This window comes from Microvirga sp. P4_G7 (assembly GCF_056401005.1).
In genome coordinates, this window is the sequence record NZ_JBFUKD010001189.1 from 1 (window position 1) to 542 (window position 542).

Here is a 542-nt window from a genome sequence, read left to right on the forward strand (position 1 = left end):
AGAATGTCTCGCGTCCCGCATCGCGATCTCGCCCCTTGGCGATACCGACGAGCGCGACATCGCTCTCTGCGATCCCGACCTCGGCCAACGCCTGGCGCGCTGCTTCCAACTGGCCCTTGCCCCCATCGATCAAGACCAGATCGGGCCAGGTCGGAAAGGAATCATCCGGATCGCTCGATGGCACCACGATCGCATCGGTTTCCGACAACGCGTCCTTCGGGTTATCGCGCGCCAATCGCGCAAACCGCCGTTGCAGCATTTCGCGCATCATTCCGTAATCGTCGCCCGGCTTCAGATCCTCCGACTTCATGTTGAAGGTGCGATAGTGCTGCTTCATGAGGCCGTTCTGTCCGGCGACGACCATGGCGCCGACGGCGTTCGTCCCCATGATATGCGAGTTGTCGTAGACCTCGACCCGTTTCGGCGCCTTTGCGAGCCCGAAGGCCTGACCCAACGAAACGAGAAGTTTCTGCTGCGAAGATGTGTCCGCCAGCCGTCGTCCCAAAGCTTCCTTGGCATTGCGCAGGACGTAATCGATAAGT

General features: G+C 60.5%; 1 pseudogene. It reads right to left on the reverse strand.

Annotated features, from left to right (window positions below):
- Positions 1-542 (reverse strand): annotated as a pseudogene (locus tag AC1DT3_RS23805) (excinuclease ABC subunit UvrC); the annotation flags it as partial.